21 protein-coding genes and 1 tRNA gene are annotated in these 16715 nt (G+C 64.3%); 5 read left to right on the top strand and 17 right to left on the bottom strand.

Going from position 1 to position 16715, the window contains the following annotated elements; genetic code table 11:
- Positions 1-74: 74 nt before the first annotated feature.
- Together NOV72_RS29175 and NOV72_RS29170 are read right to left on the bottom strand one after the other, a co-directional pair.
- A complete protein-coding gene (locus NOV72_RS29175; RefSeq protein WP_106858000.1) occupies positions 75-983 on the bottom strand; it encodes a terminase large subunit domain-containing protein in 909 nt (302 codons plus the stop codon).
- Positions 922-1326 carry a hypothetical protein gene (locus NOV72_RS29170; protein WP_146150060.1) on the bottom strand — a complete coding sequence of 135 codons (405 nt, stop codon included), beginning with the start codon at positions 1324-1326 and terminating at the stop codon, positions 922-924. Before NOV72_RS29170 ends, NOV72_RS29175 begins: the two co-directional genes overlap by 62 nt.
- Before the next feature lie 130 nt (positions 1327-1456).
- Between NOV72_RS29170 and NOV72_RS29165 the strand changes: the two genes are divergently transcribed.
- From NOV72_RS29165 to NOV72_RS29155, 3 genes are all read left to right on the top strand, one after another.
- Complete coding sequence (locus tag NOV72_RS29165; RefSeq protein ID WP_146150059.1) at positions 1457-1732, top strand: hypothetical protein; 276 nt, start codon at positions 1457-1459, stop codon at positions 1730-1732.
- A gap of 149 nt (positions 1733-1881) precedes the next feature.
- Entirely contained in the window at positions 1882-2379 is a 498-nt protein-coding gene (locus tag NOV72_RS29160) for a hypothetical protein (RefSeq protein ID WP_106857997.1), read from the top strand.
- A gap of 285 nt (positions 2380-2664) precedes the next feature.
- Complete coding sequence (locus NOV72_RS29155) at positions 2665-3204, top strand: DUF3489 domain-containing protein (RefSeq protein ID WP_106857996.1); 540 nt, start codon at positions 2665-2667, stop codon at positions 3202-3204.
- On the opposite strand, the gene NOV72_RS29150 is transcribed toward NOV72_RS29155, so the two are convergent.
- The 14 genes from NOV72_RS29150 to NOV72_RS29085 form a co-directional block, all read right to left on the bottom strand.
- Positions 3183-4448 (bottom strand): site-specific DNA-methyltransferase, encoded by a 1266-nt coding sequence (locus tag NOV72_RS29150; protein ID WP_106857995.1) that lies wholly within the window; start codon positions 4446-4448, stop codon positions 3183-3185. The genes NOV72_RS29155 and NOV72_RS29150 overlap by 22 nt on opposite strands.
- 19 nt (positions 4449-4467) lie before the next feature.
- The gene (locus NOV72_RS29145) at positions 4468-5187 is read right to left on the bottom strand and encodes a hypothetical protein (protein ID WP_146150058.1); all 720 of its coding nucleotides are present in this window, start codon (positions 5185-5187) and stop codon (positions 4468-4470) included.
- Positions 5188-5822: 635 nt separating this feature from the next.
- Positions 5823-7157, bottom strand: coding sequence for a primase-helicase family protein (locus tag NOV72_RS29140; RefSeq protein ID WP_106857993.1), 1335 nt, complete (start codon positions 7155-7157; stop codon positions 5823-5825).
- Positions 7150-7644, bottom strand: a complete 495-nt coding sequence (locus NOV72_RS29135; protein ID WP_106857992.1) for a hypothetical protein — start codon at positions 7642-7644, stop codon at positions 7150-7152. Before NOV72_RS29135 ends, NOV72_RS29140 begins: the two co-directional genes overlap by 8 nt.
- Before the next feature lie 6 nt (positions 7645-7650).
- A complete protein-coding gene (locus NOV72_RS29130) occupies positions 7651-7860 on the bottom strand; it encodes a hypothetical protein (protein WP_106857991.1) in 210 nt (69 codons plus the stop codon).
- A 12-nt stretch (positions 7861-7872) separates the two neighbouring features.
- Positions 7873-8136: a hypothetical protein gene (locus NOV72_RS29125; RefSeq protein ID WP_106857990.1), complete on the bottom strand. Its 264-nt coding sequence runs from the start codon at positions 8134-8136 to the stop codon at positions 7873-7875.
- Complete coding sequence (locus NOV72_RS29120) at positions 8133-8633, bottom strand: RusA family crossover junction endodeoxyribonuclease (RefSeq protein ID WP_106857989.1); 501 nt, start codon at positions 8631-8633, stop codon at positions 8133-8135. The genes NOV72_RS29125 and NOV72_RS29120 overlap by 4 nt, the downstream gene beginning before the upstream one ends.
- On the bottom strand, positions 8590-9345 hold the full coding sequence (locus NOV72_RS29115) for a hypothetical protein (RefSeq protein WP_146150057.1): 756 nt from the start codon (positions 9343-9345) through the stop codon (positions 8590-8592). The genes NOV72_RS29120 and NOV72_RS29115 overlap by 44 nt, the downstream gene beginning before the upstream one ends.
- A complete protein-coding gene (locus NOV72_RS29110; protein ID WP_106857987.1) occupies positions 9342-9713 on the bottom strand; it encodes a hypothetical protein in 372 nt (123 codons plus the stop codon). Before NOV72_RS29110 ends, NOV72_RS29115 begins: the two co-directional genes overlap by 4 nt.
- Positions 9714-9792: 79 nt before the next feature.
- Positions 9793-10089 (bottom strand): transcriptional regulator, encoded by a 297-nt coding sequence (locus tag NOV72_RS29105; protein ID WP_106857986.1) that lies wholly within the window; start codon positions 10087-10089, stop codon positions 9793-9795.
- A gap of 283 nt (positions 10090-10372) precedes the next feature.
- Positions 10373-10449 (bottom strand) — tRNA-Met (locus NOV72_RS29100).
- 39 nt (positions 10450-10488) lie between these two features.
- Positions 10489-12033: a peptide MFS transporter gene (locus NOV72_RS29095; protein ID WP_106857985.1), complete on the bottom strand. Its 1545-nt coding sequence runs from the start codon at positions 12031-12033 to the stop codon at positions 10489-10491.
- Positions 12034-12508: 475 nt separating this feature from the next.
- The gene (locus NOV72_RS29090; protein ID WP_106857984.1) at positions 12509-13141 is read right to left on the bottom strand and encodes a LysE family translocator; all 633 of its coding nucleotides are present in this window, start codon (positions 13139-13141) and stop codon (positions 12509-12511) included.
- Positions 13142-13208: 67 nt separating this feature from the next.
- Positions 13209-14378 (bottom strand): porin, encoded by a 1170-nt coding sequence (locus NOV72_RS29085; RefSeq protein WP_106857983.1) that lies wholly within the window; start codon positions 14376-14378, stop codon positions 13209-13211.
- A 216-nt stretch (positions 14379-14594) separates the two neighbouring features.
- On the opposite strand from NOV72_RS29085, the gene NOV72_RS29080 reads away from it, so the two are divergent.
- Complete coding sequence (locus tag NOV72_RS29080; protein WP_106857982.1) at positions 14595-15338, top strand: SDR family oxidoreductase; 744 nt, start codon at positions 14595-14597, stop codon at positions 15336-15338.
- A gap of 29 nt (positions 15339-15367) precedes the next feature.
- Here NOV72_RS29080 and NOV72_RS29075 read toward each other — a convergent pair whose 3' ends face one another.
- Positions 15368-16048, bottom strand: coding sequence for a ribonuclease HI family protein (locus NOV72_RS29075; RefSeq protein ID WP_106857981.1), 681 nt, complete (start codon positions 16046-16048; stop codon positions 15368-15370).
- A gap of 111 nt (positions 16049-16159) precedes the next feature.
- Here NOV72_RS29075 and NOV72_RS29070 point away from each other — a divergent pair, with 111 nt between their 5' ends.
- The gene (locus NOV72_RS29070) at positions 16160-16666 is read left to right on the top strand and encodes a PRC-barrel domain-containing protein (RefSeq protein ID WP_106857980.1); all 507 of its coding nucleotides are present in this window, start codon (positions 16160-16162) and stop codon (positions 16664-16666) included.
- Positions 16667-16715 lie beyond the last annotated feature (49 nt).

Below are 16715 nucleotides of genomic sequence, written 5' to 3'. Positions count from 1 at the left end.
TCTGGCTGTCTGTGAACTTCGACTTCTTCATTGCGTAGAACTCCCTTTGCTGGAAATTCTACTTCTGATCCCGCTTACTGGACGGGCGGATTACCGAACCACTCGGGCCACAGATACTCGCCGGGCGCGCGACCGAGCGGATCCGTGTCGGTCTCGCAACGCGCCTGCAGGCACAGCACCTCCCAAGTGTTGCCGTCCCGGCACGCGAGGCGACCACTCTCACCATGCCATCCCTCGGGCAGGATGCGCCCCGCCAGATCGTCCTCGTGCCAACGCGTCGAGATGATCACGATCCAGCCGCCCGGCATGAGCCGCGTCTTGAGATCGTCCTCGTAGGCGTCAAACACCTTGTCGCGCACCACCTCCGAGTCGGCCTGCTCGCGCCCGCGCACCGGGTCGTCGATGATCAGCCCGTGACAGCGCGCGCCCGTGACGCCCGCCAACATCCCGCTCGCCAGATACTCGCTGCCGTTGGTGAGCGCGAACGCGTGCGCCGCATGGGAATCGGCGGTGAGTTCGGTGTTCCAGAGGCGCTGCCAGCGCGGTTGCCGCACGATCGAGCGGGTGCGCCGCCCCATGCGGCTCGCCAACGCGTCACCGTAGCTCGCGAGGATCAGCCGCCGGTCCGGCGCCGCGCCGAGATACCACGACGGGAACACCACGGAGGCGAATGTCGACTTGCCCGCACCCGGCGGCGTGAAGATCATCAGCCGTCCGTGCGGCGTGCGGTTGGTCGCCTCCACCCGTTGAAGAATCAGTCGATGATGCGCCGCCAAAGGCGCGGACAACGCCTCGAACTGCTCGCAGTCGTCGGCGTCCGCGTCGTCTCCGACAGGCCGCCCCGGCACTTCGATCGCATCCGCGTAAGCCAGGATGGTCGCGCGCGCACGCCGACGCGCGAGCAGCTCGGCCGCCGCCGCGTCACGATCGACGGGCTCGCCTACCTTGGCGTCCCTTGGCGACGATGGCTTCGAGTTCGGCATCAGTCATCGATTGCACGAGCAGTGGTCCGCCGTTCGCGCCCGAGAGCTCGACCGCCTGCGCGGTCTCCTTCCATCGCGCGCGGCATTTGAGCCAGAAGATCGCTGCGATGGTGTCGCCGCCGGTGGCCTTGTTGTACAGCGACTGCGCCACGTTGCTGTTGGCGCGCACCGCGCCCTCCAGCAACTCCTGCGCGAAGTGCGCTCGCAAGGTCTGCTCGGTCACCGGCCGCCCGCGCGCACCCGTCACCAGCGCACAGATCTCCGAGACCGACGTGCCGCATGCGGCGAGCTTGAGCACGAGCTGACGCTGCGACACGGCGGGCGTGAAGGCGCTGCGCGGCATGATTGCATCCGTCATTCAGTAAGCATTTCGGCTCGATGTTCTGCCTGGACGTTGCTCACGATCATCGAATGCCGACCTACTGCCACGGTCCAGTCGAATCAGCTCGCTTTCATGCGCGAGTAGAGCGTAAATGCCGTCACCGCAACCTTTTGAAATGACCGAAATGAACACCACCCGCCTCGCCGCGCACGCACCGCACAGCCTGTACGACCAATTGTCCGACACCGCCCGCGAATGCATCGCGTTGTTGCTCGGCTTCTCCTCATGCGAGCACGCGGCCGGCTTCCACGTCGCACTCACCGAGATCGTCCCCCTGCGCGACGGCTTCACGATCGGCGAAGCGTTTCAAGCCTATGTTGCGCATATCGCCAAGCGAATCAGTCCCTCGGCACCTTCTGTTGTATGAGTCGGCATGTGCGCTTCATCGATGATCGTTGCTGTTGACATTCGACGTGTTGGCGGATCCAGTCAGCACGCCAAACCACAACATAAAACGACTCGCAATCGTTCGGCACCGGAGCGTAAATGGCGTTACCCCACTTACGGAGCAAACGCATGAACGCCAAACACAACACCACGCAACACATCATCGCGCTGGACGCGCATCCCCTTGTGATCGGCCACGCCACGCAGGTGGACACGCAGACGATCGCCTTCGATCACCACCACTATTGCCGCACCGGCAAGACTGGCCATTCGATGCACGACAGCACGCCGGTCGCCGAATACCGCACCGCCGAAGGCCACACGGTCTGGGTCGATTCGCTGAACCGCGTGCACGCCGATACGCTCGACGAGGCGCGCGAACGCCGCGTTAAAGCCATTCGACAAGGTGCGCATGAGGTGCCGGTGCGCAAGGTGCACCGCATCGAGCACACGCGCCTGCAGGCCGGCGACGCGCTCTACGACGCCGAGGGCCGCAAGGTCGACGAGGTGCTGTATTTCACCTACGGCATGAGGCACAGCGAACGCATCGTTCACACCCGCGCCGGTTACGCGCACGCGACGCAAGGCGGCTACCTGCTGGGCCTGTCGAACCGCCAGCCCGAGTAAGCCGCGATTAAAGCCCGCCACGCCGGCCCTGCGCCGGCGCTCTCGCCAATCCGCATTTTCACCGCCGGCCACGCGCCGGCATTTTCCCTTCAGCCCACATCGCTCTGCGCCGCCTCTCCGTCAAGCCATTCAGCGGTTTGATCGAGGCTGTCGACTTGATCTGACAGGGCGGCAAAAAGATCGAGGGCGCTCGCTCAAATCACTGGATGACGTGCCGAACCTACGCGTTAATGCTCTCACCGCAGCGCACCGCGCGGCACCCACCGATAAACAGGAGCAGCACACATGGCCACGAAAACCACCGCATCCGCAGCGAAGAAAACCACCAGCAAGGCAGCCGCCAAGACCGCCGTCACGAAGGCTACCAACGCCCCGACGAAGGCCTCGCGCACCGCCGCTGCCAAGGCCACAACGAAGCCGCGCACGGCGGCAACCAAGCCCGCAGCGAAGCCGGTCGAGACCAAGGTCACGCCGACGCGCAGCCGAATCAGCGCGAAAGCAGCACTCGCCGAGGGCCGCGCATTCATCGAGGCAGACAAGCAAGCCGCGCTGGCGAGCGCCGAGAGCGCCACACCGGTCTCGGCGCCTCCTGCGACAACCGAATCGAAGCGGTCTGTGTCCCGCGAGAACAGCGCCCAAGCCCGCGTCGTCGCGATGCTCTGCACACCCGAAGGCGCCACGCTCGACGCGATCATGAGCGCCACCGGCTGGCAAGCCCACACGGTGCGCGGCTTCGTGAGCGGCACCGCGAAGAAGAAGCTCGGACTCACCATCGAGAGCGCGCGCATCGAAAGCAAGCGCACCTACCGAGTGGTAGGCGCATGATCGACAACGCGAGCTTCGCTTAACGCGCTCGAACTCACCAGCTCCTCGAACCACGCGCCATCGGACTCTCGACTGGCGCGTTCTCCACTGAAGTCCTGCCACCGCCGCACCACCACGTCGCAGTAGCGCGGATCGATCTCCATCAGCCGCGCCACGCGCCCCAGCTGCGCGCATGCGATCATCGTCGAGCCCGAGCCGCCGAACGGGTCCAGCACGATGTCGCCCACCTCACTACTGTTCATCGTCAGGTACGCCAATAGCGCCACCGGCTTCATGGTCGGATGGTCGTCGCTGCGCGTCGGCCGATCGAAGGTCCACACCGTCGACTGACTGCGATCGCCGTACCAGCGATGCGCCGCGCCCGGCTTCCAGCCGTAGATGATCGGTTCATGCCGCCAGTGATAGTCGTGGTGGCCCAACACGAACGCAGGTTTGACCCACACGCCGACCTCGGCGAGCCGCCAGCCCGCGTCCGCGAACGCGCGCCGGAAGTTCAACCCTTCGGTATCGGCGTGGAACACGTAGGCGGGCGCACCCGGCGTCGCGTGCGCGAGCATCGCCGTGAACGCGCTGAGCAGGAATTCGTGGAACGCCGCCCCGGCCATCGCGTCGTTGACGATCTTCAGCCGCTGCCGCCCCTTGCCTTCGTAGTCCACGTTGTACGGCGGATCGGTCAGCACCAGCGCGGCGGTGCTGTTCCCCATGAGCCGCGCCATGTCGGCCGCATCGAGCGCGTCGCCGCACATCACGCGGTGCGGCCCGCACAGCCACACGTCGCCCCGTTCGGAGACTGGCGCGTCCGGGCACGGCGGCGCATTATCCTCGCCGGTGAGGCCGGGCAGGCCTTCCGGGCCAATCAGCCGCTCGAGGTCCTTCGATTCGAAGCCGGTCAGCGCGAGATCGAAGCCGTCGTCACGCAGCGCGCCGAGTTCGAGCGCGAGCAGTTCGCGATCCCATCCGGCGCGCTCGGCGAGTTGATTGTCCGCGAGTATGTAGGCACGCCGTTGCACCTCCGTGAGGTGCGAAAGCACCACGCACGGCACCTCGGCCATGCCGATTGCTTGCGCGGCGAGCAGCCGCCCGTGGCCCGCGATGACGCGATTCCGATCGTCGATCAGGACCGGATTGGTGAAGCCGAACTCGCGCAGGCTCGCGACGAGAAGATCGATCTGCGCGGGGGAATGTGCGCGCGCGTTGCGTTCATACGGCACGAGATCCGCGAGCGAGCGCTGCACCAGTTCCACGACAGCATCCTTCGGCGTTTCAGGCCGCTTGCGCCTCGGTGTCGCTCACGACGATGCCACCTTCGCGTAGCAGCTCATCGATACGCGCGAACGCATGATCGAAGGCGCCGCCCTGCGTGCGCGTGCCCAGCAGCACAGGCGAGAGCAGCGCGATATGCTGCGCCACCGTTTGACGATGCGCCCCGCAGCGCTGCGCGAGCGCCACTTGCGTCTCCGCCGTGTGCGTGAGCAGGTTGGTGACCAACGCCTCGCGCAGCTTCAGGTTCGGCATGTGGCCGACGAAGATTACGGCGGTGTGCGCGACCATGAACGTGAGCGCAGTCGCCCATTCGGGATTGGCGTAGTGGCCGGCGCAGCACGCGCGACGACAATTGCAACGCTGGTGCCGAGGCGCATACGACACAACCAGGATCGCCTGCTGGGCCATCGGCAGCCGTTCGAGTTGCCGGCGGATCCGTGCGGCCTGCACGCTCGCGTCCGTGCCCTCGAGGGCGATGTTCGCGCCTGCGCTCTGATGCAGCGGCGCCAGCGAGGATACGCTACCGGACTCGACCGTGTGACGCAGCGCGTCGCGCAGCGCTTCGGCGGTGCTGATGTAGTGGTCCTTCATGGAGACGTAATAGTCGGAATGTGCAAAAACAAAAACCCGCCCATCGTTACATCGTCGGGCGGGTTGCTGGACACACTTCGGCACATACCGTTTAGTTGCCCAGAATAGACCGAAAACGTCGAATGTCAAGTGACCTGCTGCCCAACAGGGTCAAAATGACCTCCTCTGCGAGTCCTGTCGCGTCCCTTGCGCACCCGGGCGCGGTGGTATCGCGCGCGCGAAAGCAAGAATGTCAACCGAACCGACATTTCTTGTCGGTTTCAGGTCGGTCCAAAAGAGGACTTTTCGGCGTTCGTTCGCCCGTCGAATGAGACATAAAACACGGTGTCGTTCTTCGCACCAGTGGACAACTTCTTCTAGCGACCCGGCACTCGCCAAACACGCGCGCGACACCCGCCTCTTCCTCGTTTGCCTGCCTTCTACGCACGCGCGCGTTCACCCCGCCTTACGCCATTGTCCCCTGCTTTATCCACTGTCGACCTCATGCGACACCCTCTTGCCTTCCGCGCCTTTTGGTGGCCAGCCCAGCACCGGCGCGGGTTACGCGGCTTCTCTCGCCCTCGGCTCGCACTCGAAATTGCGCGCTGCTGACGTTCGAGACGAGCGCGATGTTGGTCACCCAAGTCACCGTAATCACCAGTCTGCTATCTCCAGTCAACGCATCTACTACGTATACGCGCGCCCTTCCTGAAAAATGAATTCAACATGCTATATGGTGGGGATAGCAGACTGGTGATTACGGTGACTTGGGTGACCGACCGAATTTAGAGCGGCAGGCTCGCTCTCGAGCGCTCGCGGGCAGCGCGTAGTTGGTCGGCGAAGGTCAACGAGCGCTGCGCGTAGACCACCACGCGTCGCCCCGCCACCTTGAACATGCCATCCTCCGCGTTGGGATTGCGCACGGCGGTAAAGCCCGCGCGCTCCATCCAGTGTGGAATGGCACGCTGATTACGGCGATCTGTCAGATCTTGTTCGACCGTTCGCATGTTGTGGCGCATGGCTCCGCTGACGAGATCGGCTAGTGTTAGCGCAGCCGGGTTGCCGAGCAGTTCGATGAGGTCGCGCATCTCGCCGCGCTCGGGAGCCTCGCCGGCCTGTACCATGGTCCAGAACGCGGCTGTGTGGGGTGGCGGTGCTTTCGGATCAAAGCCGGAAAGATCGCGGGTGCGCAGCCATGCAATCACGTGGCCGTGGCCGCCCTCCGCATACCAAGTCCACAGCGCACGCCAGTAGTCCTCGTTGAAGTCGGCGGCGGTCGTGGCGCTCCACGCGACAAAGTGGCGGCGGTCATCCGCGGGAAGGTAGAGGCCATCGGTGAGATGGTTGGTCGTGAAGATCACGCCGCAGGCGTTGGCGACGTAATACTCGCGCAGGTTCTTCTCGTCGACGCGCACCACGTCCGGCGGCGCGGCCAACAGCGGTTTGCAGTGCTCGTAGAAGGTGTAGCGGTCGAGTTCGCCGAGGTCGCGCACCTCGGACACGCGCACGATGATGTTGCGCACCCACCCATTGAAGCGCGCCTGCATGATGCGCGGATTGATGTCGGCGAAATTGTGCACGCCGACCGCCGTGCGCACGGGCTCCACCAGCGTGTCCTTGCCGATGCCGGGTGCGCCACCAAGCACGAGTGCGTGATTGATCTTGACGCCGGGGTATTGCACCGTGTGCGCGAACCAATTGGCGAGGTGATCGCAGTCTTCGGGATAGAGGCGCGCGAGATGATCGAGCCAAGGTTTCGCGCGGCGTGCATCGCCGGGTAACACGGCCGGCGGCGCGTACAGGTTATAGACGCTCACGCCCGAGTGCGGCTGCCAGCCGGAGACGATCATCACCTGATCGTGCACGAGCTGCGGTTCGCCCGGAACCCACACGAGCTGCACGATCGGACGGTGCCGGTCCAGCCAGGTCGAGGGCTTCAGCCGCTCGCGGCGCGGCAGTTTCGCGTTCACGCTGGCGACGGGCCAAATCTCGCGCGTCGGCACGTGCAGATAGCCGTGCGTGGGAAGATAGGCGTAAAAGTCGTCGTAGCTGAAGTTCGACGCGAGATCGTCCGTTTCCTTCGCGCGGATCCAACGAGGGCGGCTTGAGGAGTCAGTCATGGCAGTATTTCTCCGCATCGAGGATGCGCGCCAGCGAGCGCAGCAGCCTCGCGTACTCGCTCTCGGTGACCGAGCCGCGGCGTAGGATCGCGCCAATGATGATGGCGACTTCGAGCAGATCGATGGAGAGCGCGGGCAGCATCTGCGCGGGGATGAACGCGTGCTTCATACGGCGAACGCGGTGCATGTCCGGCGCGTCACCATCGTCGCGCCAATCCTTCGGAAAGAGATCGGCGAGGTTCATCTCGAGCGCCGCGGCGATCTCCGCGACGCCGCAGCCGCCGAAGCAATGCATCAGTACCGTCCCGTCGGCGCATTCGGAGATGGCCAGCGCCGGGCGGTGGCCTGCGTGCGCGGGACACATCGCGCGCCAGCGACCGGGCGCGACTTGGCGCACGCCTTCGAGGCGCGCGAGCAGCGACATGACCGGCCGCGACATGGTTGCCGCCGAAGCCGATGCTGACGAGTCGTGCCGATTGCGAAACATGATCGTTCATCCATGGCGGAACACATCGTCGAACATGATCCGCCGCTCCTCGCCGCGCAGCGGTCGTCGTCCGTACTCGCGCTCAGCGAGCGCCGCGTAGTGGTCCGCGCGCCGCGCGAAATCGCCACCACGACGCTTCGCCTCGGCCCGCACCTGTTCCCCCAGCGTGGGCAGCGGTCGCAGGAAATCAAAGCGCTGCGCAGTCACGGATTTCATGACGAACCCGGCTCAAGGGTGATTGCCGAGGTGATCCACGCGATGATCGGTGTCCGGACCGCCGTCATCATCCGGCGGCGTCGACACCACTAGTGCCGCGCGCGCGAGCTGCGCTATACGGTGCATCGCGTACGTGGAGGCACTGCCCCGACGTTCGTGTTCGGCGATCTGGCCGATCAGGTGCAACGCGCGGCGCAAGCGCGGCACGTCGTGCACCGCGCGGGCGCGCAGCTGCTCGCAATGTGCGATACGCATGTCGCGGAACAACGGGTTCACCGTGGTGCTCCAGTCGGGTTTCGTCGCACGTGGAGACCGGCCGACCACGCGCACGCGGGTTGGGCCAGCGGCTCCACCACGATCTCGACGCGCGGATGCGTGCGATCGATGCCGTGATAGACGTGCTTTTCGCGGATCTGCCGGTCGTTGCGGTAGACGCCGTCCTGCACGCGTTCGCGCATCCGCACGCCGTCGCGCCGCACATAGGCCCAGCGATCCTGCAGCACGTCGAGCACCAAGTCCTCGGCAAGATCGGGCCGCTCGCTGGCGTAGAACAGCTTCAGCGTGATGCGTAGCGGACCGTCGAGACGCACTCGGCACGCCACCGGAATCTGCCGCAGGGCCGAGCGTTCGAACGCGCGCGCTTTATCCGACTTGATCGACGCCGGCCGCGCGCGCACTTCGCCCGTCGCCGTGCGCGAACGACGTGTGACGATCGCGCGGCTGTTGGCCTTACTCGCCGCTTCGCCCAGGATCGTGAAGGCGATGACGGTCATACGTGACCTCGCGTGGAAGAATGTAAATGGCCGGCGCATCGCACCCAGTGCGACCTTGCCTGACCGAACCGCACGATGGATCTGGCGACCCCGGGCTCGTCAAGCGACAGCGCCATCGGATCGCGCGAATCAGCGCGGCCGTGCTCGGTTTCTTCTCCGAATCGCATAACGCCGCATCGAACTGCGCTTCCGGGATCTTGGCGAGCTGCTGCCACTTCGACGATTGATCGCGCGTGATACCGAGGTTCGCGAGTGTCGGCGCGACAGGCCGGTCGATCAATGTCGTGCTCGTCGACTTTGATTTCCGATCGCCACCCCGCGTCTCGCGCATTTCCGCCTCGGCCAATTCCTCCAAGAGCACACCCGCACGACGTTCGGCACGCAGGCGTATATCGGCAGCTCGGCGTTCCGCGTCGGTATTGCGCGCCTGCTTGCTATAGATTTCCAGCGCCAGCGCCTTGTCGCGGATCTGCTTCACTTCGTCGACTTGATGGCATTGCGCAATAGCACGGCACATGTCCGCATAGCGCACATCGATCGCGCCATCGGCTGTCTGCTCGCATTGCTTCACCTCAGCGGCGGCAACCGTCAAAGACTTGCTGACGACTCGCTCAGACATCGTTCGCCTCTCGCATTGCAGTAGATCTGGCCGGATTGCATGAGCGTCTGGCCTTTCGTTCCGGTCATCGACGAAATAGTCGACGAGGCTCACTCCGACTTCTCGAGCCCCTGCATGTGCTCTATCAGCACGTCGCCGGGCCGCATACCGGAGGCGTCACGCACCAACCCACGCGCGCGCGGATCGGGCTCGCTGAGCCTCGCGTGTTGCGCGAGCAGCGCGCGCATCTCTTCAGCGGTCAACACGTGTATGACCGGGACGATCACCGCCCGCGAATGCTCCGCTGGCTTGCCCGTTTTACGCTTCGGCGCCTTGCCGGATTGCTCGGCTGGCTTGCTCATGACTTCGGCTTCCGCGAGCGGTACGTTCGCCCAGCTATCAACGCCTGCCTCGGGCGGTCGCCCAGCCAGTCGTCGCACCGAAACCAATTCATTCGCAGTACTATGTTCTATGTGCTTCATTTCGGACACTCCTTCGTCAAGTGAACGTTCCGTGGATCCTTAGCTGCTCGCCGAACTCCGATGGCAAGGCGCATTCGCCTCAATCGCGTACGACGCCAGCATCCCGATCTATCTGTTCGCACGCCAGTTGCACGGCCAGCAGTCGCCAGTACGGATAGTCCGGGCGCAAGGTGTACGGCGTGACGCGCGGATCGCGCACCGCCTGCACCACACGCGGCACGTACTCGACCGGCACTGCACCCTGCCGATGCAGCCACCGCCACACCAGCGACGGGTTCTTGTCTAGCCGTCGCGCCAGTTCCTTCTGCGTGTCGCATATCGACACCGCCAGCATCAGCCCATCGAAGGCCGGAGCTTCAAAACCAGAGCGCTTCATGATGGTGGCGAATGAGAAATCGAATGACGAGAAGAAAACTAGTCATTGAAAACGCCGTCGTCAATCACCCGAAAAACCGATCGGTAACAGATGGGCCGGTATAGTCCGCGAGCGACTGAACTGAAGGAAGTTTTAGCTGGAAGCACAGATGAAGCCCGGCAGATTATTGCCACCCTCTTCGGGCCGATCACGGTAGAGAAACGTGACGAGGCTTACTACGCTAGCTTTGACGACGTTTCCGAGCGACTTATTGCAAATACAGTCGGAAACGTGTCTATAAAAATGGTTGCGGGGGTAGGATTTGAACCTACGACCTTCGGGTTATGAGCCCGACGAGCTGCCAGACTGCTCCACCCCGCGTCTGAAGAATTAAATTATAGACCGAAGCGTTCATCGAAGTCAAACGTTGTTTGCACTCAACATCGACGCACGCTGCGCACGCTCTTTCGCGCCATCATTGACGGCCTGCTCCACCGCACGCTGATGCGCACGCGACAGTGTGCCGAGGACCGGCAAAAGCGCCATGGCGACCGCCGCGCCGCCCGCCGCGAGCCAGCCGAGCCCGAAGAACAGATGCGTGTAGAGCGGCAGCGATTGCAGCGGCTCGAGATTCCCGGACGGCATGCGCGCGAAGTTGGCGACGACACTGCCCAGATACTGCGACACGCCCGTCGCGACGAAATACGCGCCCATCATGAAGCCGCTCATGCGCGCCGGAACGTAACGCGCGATCATCGCGAGGCCGAGACCCGACACGAGCAGTTCGCCGAGCGAATAAAGACCGTAGCCCGCGACCATGAACCACGACGACACACGTCCCTCCACCGCGTAGCGTCCGCTCAGACCGAAGACGAAGAAGCCGACCGCCACGACGACGAAGCCCAGCGCGTACTTCGCCGCCACCGGAATGTCGCGGCCGCGGCGCGCCTGCCGCGTGTAGACGAACGCGAGGATCGGGCTCAGCAGCATGATCCAGATCGGATTGAGCGCCTGGAACTGCGCCGCGCCCCACGTGAACAGTTCGGCGCCGCCGATCGAGAACGACGGATCGACGTTGCGCAGCGCGAACAGCGTGAGCGACGTCGACATCTGCTGATAGAACACGAAGAACAGGATGACCTGCAGCGTCAGGATCAGCGCGGCGACGAGGCCGGCGCGCTCGCTGCGGTCGCACTTCGTGAGCATGTAGCCGAAGATCGCGAGAATCGCGACGCCCGCCGCGTAGACGCACGCGACGGCCACCGCCTTGTGCTGCAGGACGAACACGGTCGATGCCGCGAGCGCGATCCCGCCCGCCGCCACCGCGAACGCGTGCTTCCAGCGAATGGGCGCATCGTCCGGTGCGGAGCCGATGTGCGCAAGCGTGCGGCGCATCAACGCGAAATTGAGCAAGCCCAACAGCATGCCGCCGCAGCACACGGCGAACGCCGCGTGCCAGCCCCAGTGATCCTTGATCCACGGCGTCGCCAGCATCGAAAACGTCGAGCCGATGTTCACGGCCATGTAGTAGATCGTGAACGCGCTGTCGATGCGCGCGTCGTCGCCCTCGTAGATGCGGCGCACGAGATTCGCCGCATTCGACTTGAAAAGCCCGTTGCCGACGACGATCACGCCAAGCGACGCGTACATGAATCCGAGCGTGTCGACGGGCAGCGCGAGCATGAGATAGCCGAACGCGAGCACGACGGCGCCGGCGGTCATCGTGCGGCGCGCGCCGAGTATCTTGTCGCCGATCCAGCCGCCGATCGACGGCGCCGAAAACACGAGCGCGGTGAAGGCGCCCCAGGTGAGGTTGGCGTGATCGTCGGCGAAACCGATCTTGTCGATCATGAACAGCACGAGCAGCGCGGCCATGCCGTAATAACCGAAACGCTCCCACATTTCGATCAGAAAGACGGTCGTGAACGAGCGCGTCTGCGAGGTGCCGGACGAGTGAGTAAGCATCGGAGAAAATCCTTCAGACAACGATAAGCGGATCGGCGCGATTCAGGTTGCCGATCGAAAGCAATAACACGGAACAGTCGCAGGGAACGCGTGCGCGATTATCCATGGATAAAACACGCGATTATCGCAAATTGCTGACGATCGACTGCTTGTCGTCAACAAATACATAGGAAGGCGCAGGAGACACGACGCCCGGCGCAACGGCGATGGGCGTGCAAGATTGAACTTTCATTGATCTTCCATTTTCCTGACCGGTTTCTCGCGTATGGCGAGCGTTCGATCGTTTCGGATTGAGCACGCGCGGAAGGATCGCTCCCATGCGTCTCGGTTGAATCATGTGATTCGCGAGTGTCGAATTTTGTTGTTATTTGTGTTTCGGGTCACTCGGGGATAGCCCTAAAGACTTAATGCGCCGTTATTCTCCATCACTCAACGTAATAATCTGCGCGATTATTCGATTTAGATATTCGCCGATTTACGTCGCAGGCCGGCGCACGAAAGCCAGCATGACGCCAAAGCCGATCATGAGCGCCCCGCTCACGCGATTGAACCAGACGAAGCCGCGCGCGCCGCGCGAAAGCGAACCCAGGCGCGCACCGAGCGCGGCATAGATGACGATCGCCACCACTTCGAGCACCAGGAACGTCGCGCCGAGCATTGCGAAGCTCGTCGCGTACGCGCTGCGATCGACGAATTGCGGAAAGAACGCCGTGAACACGAGTATCGCCTTCGGATTTCCGGCGGCGACCCAGAACTCCTGCTTGGTGAGCCGCGCGAGACTCGCGGGGCCGCGCGCCCCGCCCTCTTCCTTGACGACGAGCGACGGCCCCGAGCGAATCAGCTTCACGCCGATCCAGACGAGATAGGCCGCGCCGGCCAGCTTGATCGCCGTGAAAAGCGTCTGCGACGCCAGCAGCAGCGCGCCGAGCCCCAGTCCGGCAATGGCGATCATGATCGCGAACGCGACGATCCGTCCCGACGACGCCAGCACCGATGCGCGCACCCCGTCGCGCGCGCCGTTGGACAGCGACAGCACGTTGTTCGGCCCGAACGCCATGTTGATCGCGAAGCACGCGGGCAGAAAAATCGAAAAGGTCTGGAGCGACATGGGACACCTGCTGAACAGCGGAAAGTGGACCGCTTAAATTAGCACGCGCGCGGCGCCCCAAAAATCCTCAGAAACGATGACGGATGCCCGTGCCCAGCATCAGTTGATTGCGGCCGCTCGACGGATCGTTGGTGTTGATGACAGCCGGCGCGCCCGACGAAGCCCGCTGATAAATCGATTCGAGATACACATCCGTGCGCTTCGACAGCAGATAGTCGACTTGCAACGCGCCCTCGTGCCAGTGCGCGCCGCCGCCGTTGGTGTACACGTACATCCCCGATAGCTGGATGGCCGGTGTCAGCTTGTAGATGCCGTTGATTTCGTAGTTGTTGAGCGCTAGCGACGGCATCAGGTCGCCGGTGTCGGCATCGGTGACGCCGGAGTTGATCGCGCGGGAAAACGCGCCGCCGAGCGTGAATTCGCCGAGCGCGTAGCTCACGCCGACGCCGAACGTGTTCTGCTGCTGCACGTTCGCGTTGAAGATCGTGTTGCCCGAGCCGGGCAGCGTGAGCGAATCGTAGGCGCCGCCCGTCGTGTTGCCGCGCCCGTTGTTGTGCAGATAGGCCGCGCCCGCATTGAAGGATCCCGCCGAGTAGTTCGCGCCGACGCTGTAGGCGCGGTTGTCCGAAAACGCGCCCGCCTCGTTGGAGAACGCGTAGAGGCCGCCGAAGCTGAAGCCGCCGTAATTCGCGCTGGTGTACTTGACGGAATTCGCGGCCAGGAACGAGTTGTTGGCGTTATCGTTGTCCAGCACGTGCGCGAAAGCGGTGCCGCCCGTGTTGCCGGTGAGCGTGAAGGTCTGGAAATAATCGTGAATCGAATCGTACTGGCGGCCGAAGGTGATCGTACCGAGCGTATCCGTGCCGATTCCAACGTACAGCGGATGATCGTTGAGGCCTTCGCCCGTCGCGACCGACAAGCCGCGCTCGAGCCGGAAGATCGCGCGCGCGCCGCCGCCCAGATCTTCGGTACCTTGCAAACCCCAGTAACTGCCGTCGATAGTTCCGGTCGTCAGACGGTACAGCGAATGGCCGCCCACGTTGCTGGTGTACGCGACGCCGGTGTCCAGCTCGCCGTAAAGCTGCACCGAGCTCTGCGCACGGGCGGCCGCCGGCAAGCCGATGAGCGTCGCGCACACCGCGATCGAAAACGTGAATGAGCGCAGGTCGGGCGCACAGGCATGACCGGCTACGGAGATCGACGACACAGCTCGGGACGCTTTGGCGCGGTTCGGCATGGCACTCTCCGGCGATTCTCGTTTGAGGTCGATTGTCAATTGTGCGAAGGCGTTTGTCAGTCGGAAAAAAGCCCGTGCTCGCCGCTGTCTCCTGGAACCAACGATCGACCCGCTGCACGCGTTTTGATCTTGCGAGATCGCCGCGATTGGGCGTAGACGACGCATGACCGCGCTAGCCGATAGAATCGAAACGACCTCAGCCAACCTGATCCGCCCATGCCCCATCAGACTCGCGCCATTCTCACCGGCCACACCCGCGGACTCGGCGCCGCGCTCGCGGAATGCCTGCTCGCCCAAGGCGCCGACGTGCTCGCGATTTCCCGAAAACGCAACGACGCACTCGCCGCGCGCTATCCCGGCCGTTTGCACGAAATCGAACTGGATCTCGCCGATCTGACGAAGCTCACCGACTGGCTGTCGGGCGAAACGTTGTCCGGCTTCGTTTCCGGAGCGGCACGCGTGCTGCTCGTCAACAACGCCGGGATGCTCGCGCCGGTGGGCGGTCTCGCGGATCAGGAGCCGAACGCCATCGCGCGCGCGGTCAGCGTGAACGTCGCCGCGCCGCTGATGCTCGCGGCAGCCGTCGTCCAGGCGAGCGCGCAGGCGACGGACACGCGCATCGTCCATATTTCCAGCGGCGCCGCGCGCAATGCCTATCCCGGCTGGAGCATCTATTGCGCGACCAAAGCGGCGCTCGATCATCACGCGCGCGCGGTCGCACTCGACGGCCATCGCGGGCTGCGCATCGGCAGCGTCGCGCCGGGCGTCGTCGATACCGACATGCAGGCCGAAATCCGGGGCACGGAACTCGAACGCTTTCCGATGCGCGAACGCTTCGACGCACTCAAACGCGATGGGCAACTCGCGACGCCCGCGCAGTCGGCGCGCAAGGTCGTCGACTATCTGTTGAGCGATGCATTCGGCGACACGCCGACGGCGGATATCCGCGATTTGAAATGACCGGGATTTCTGGTTGGATCGAGCCGCCGTCAGGCCGCTTCGACCGCCGCGCGCGCGGGATCGAGCGCGCCGCGCGACAGCGCGTCCGCGCGAACGTTGCGGGCACGCGGTATCCATTGCAGCCGCACGTCGCCGATCCGCGCGATGAGCGCACGCACGCGCGCGGCATGATGCGCGAGTGAGCGAATGCCCGCGCCTTCGGGCGCGGCGACGTCGTCGATCACGACGCGGCTGTCGCCGTAGATCACCGCATCCGTGACGCCCGCGCGCGCCGCCGCTTCGAGCACGGCGATAAGTGCGAGATACTCCGCCGCGCTGCTGTCGCCCGTGCCGGCGGCGACGCTGATTTCGACCGTCTCGCCCAGCGGCCCGACGAGGACGCCGCCCATCCCGAGCCGGCCGGGATTTGGCAGCGCGGAGCCGTCGAACCAGCCGCGCCATCCATGGGCTTCGATTTCGGTACTGCGCTGCTTCGCCCGGCTCGCGCGCTCGACGCGACGGCTTTCGCGCGCACGCAGCGCATCGGCGTGCCGGTTTTGCGCGGCGCGGCGTGCATCGATCAAATTGCGCAAGGATTGCCCCGCCGCCGCTTTTTCCAGTGTCGTCACGAGCGCCGCATGCTCGGAAATCGCCGCGCCTCTGGCGAGCCGCCGGCTCTGCAGGCGCTCCTTCTTGTACGCGACGGCAAGCAGTTCCTCGAAAGCGATCATGGGCGGCGCAAGGATTGAACGAGCCCCGAGCTTAGCAGACGTCCGTGACGCGTCATGGGTACGGCCGTTGCTAATCCAAACGTACCCACACAACCGGTCAAGGAGCGGATCATGATTCAATCGACGGAGCCGTCTTCGGCGGGCGCGAAGATCGTTGGCAAGGGCGCGGCGACGGCCGCCGGACCCGGACCCGATGTCATGGCCGCCAGCACGCTCGACGGCAATTCGGTGACGAGCAGCGACGGGCACGATGTCGGCTCGCTCAAGGAGATCATGCTCGACGTGACGAGCGGACGAATCGCGTATGCGGTGCTGTCGAGCGGCGGCTTTCTCGGCATCGGCGACAAACTGCTCGCGGTGCCGTGGAGCGCGCTCACGCTCGATACCGACAACCGCTGTTTTCGCATTGACGCGACAGCCGAGCAAGTGCGCAACTCGCCGGGCTTCGACAAGGATTCGTGGCCGTCGATGGCGGACCACGTCTGGGCGAGCACCGTGCATCAGCACTATGGACGCGAGCCGTACTGGGCGAACGACCGCACGCGCGATGTCGGCCCGGGCGGCGCCATTCCGCCGGGCGGCGTGGATGCGCCCGAAGCAGGCGGCGTGAAGCTGTGACGAAAAGGAGAATCGCCGCCGAATGGCGGACTGAATGAGGCGAAGAGCG

This window comes from Caballeronia novacaledonica (assembly GCF_900258035.1).
In the GTDB taxonomy this organism is placed as follows: Bacteria; Pseudomonadota; Gammaproteobacteria; order Burkholderiales; family Burkholderiaceae; genus Caballeronia; species Caballeronia novacaledonica.
The sequence above is the reverse complement of the archived record's forward strand: the minus strand, read 5'-3'. Positions and strand labels throughout refer to the sequence as shown.